Below are 1,425 nucleotides of genomic sequence, written 5' to 3' on the forward strand. Positions count from 1 at the left end.
GGTCAAGTCCGGTGGAGTGGTGTATGAGCCGTGATCCTTCGATCCTGTGATTCTGGGTCAGGCTGCCAGGGGCTCCAGGGCTGGGGCGCTGACCTCCTCGATGGTCTCGGTGGCACCGACCTGTTGGGCGGCTTCGATGGCATCAAGGTTCATGTATCGGCGGCCTTCGGCCCATTCATCATGCTGCTCGGCCAGCACTGCTCCGACCAGCCGGATGATGGCATCGCGGCCGGGGAAAATCCCGACGACATCGGTGCGGCGGCGGATCTCCTTGTTCAGCCGCTCGTTGGGGTTGTTCGACCAGATCTTCCGCCAGATGCTCTTGGGGAAGGCGGTGAAGGCCAGGATTTCCTCTCGGGCCTGGCCCAGGTAGTCGGCGACCTTCGGCAGCTTCTCATCCAGAGCATTGATGACCCGGTCGAACTGGGCGTGAACCTCGTCGGCTTCGGGCTGGTCATAGATGCTGTGCAGCAGGGTCTTCACCCACGGCCAGGAAGTCTTCGGGGTCGCGCTCATCAGATTCGCCGCGAAGTGGGTCCGGCACCGCTGCCACGATGCCCCGGGCAGGGTGGCAGCGATCGCGGCCTTCAACCCCGGATGCGCATCGGAAGTGACCAGCTTGACGCCGCTCAGACCGCGGGCTACCAGGTCGCGGAAGAAACCCAGCCATCCGGCCCCGTCCTCAGCTGAGGTGACCTGGATTCCGAGGATCTCGCGGTGACCGTCGTTGTTGATACCGGTGGCCACCAAGGCATGGACCGGCACCACCCGGCCTTCTTCGCGGACTTTGAGCACCAAAGCGTCAGCGGCGACGAACGTGTACGGCCCAGCATCCAAGGGCCGGTTGCGGAAGGCTTCGACCTGCTCGTCGAGCTCGGCGGCCATGTCGCTGACCTGGGACTTCGAGAGATTCTCGATCCCCAAGGACCCGACCAGCTTGTCCATCCGCCGGGTGCTGACCCCGAGCAGGTAGCAGGTGGCCACCACCGAAGTCAGAGCCCGCTCAGCGCGTTTGCGGCGTTCCAGCAGCCACTCGGGGAAGTAAGAGCCGGCCCGCAGCTTCGGCACCGCGACGTCGATGGTTCCTGCCCGGGTGTCGAAGTCCCGGTGCCGGTAGCCGTTACGCCGGTTGGCCCGGGCGGCATCGCGGGTACCGTACTCGGCCCCGCAGACCACATCAGCCTCTGCCGAGAGCAGGGTGTTGATGAACATTTGCAGCATGTCCCGGATCAGATCGGGGCTGGCCTGGAGGAGCTGTTCCTCCAACAGGGCGCGAAGGTCGATACTGGAAGGGGTGGCGGTCATCATCGTTGGTCCTTTCGAGAGTGCTTTGGAAGGTTCACTCGAAGGAACACACGGTGGCCGTCACCCTCTTTCCGAGGGACTGCTCACCGCTGCTCGTACACCACTCTGCCGGACGCTACT

Annotated in this window: 1 protein-coding gene; it reads right to left on the reverse strand. The window is 64.3% G+C overall.

All coding sequences use genetic code 11. The annotated features are described in order from the left end of the window. Positions 1-57: 57 nt before the first annotated feature. Positions 58-1,305: an IS256 family transposase gene (locus SD455_RS16580; protein WP_445508740.1), complete on the reverse strand. Its 1,248-nt coding sequence runs from the start codon at positions 1,303-1,305 to the stop codon at positions 58-60. Between the last annotated feature and the right edge of the window lie 120 nt (positions 1,306-1,425).

This window comes from Nesterenkonia sp. K-15-9-6 (assembly GCF_052656005.1).

Bases quoted from the DNA above. Each gene is read 5' to 3' on its own strand.
- SD455_RS16580 (WP_445508740.1), bottom strand. From the start codon at position 1,305: ATGACCGCCACCCCTTCCAGTATCGACCTTCGCGCCCTGTTGGAGGAA.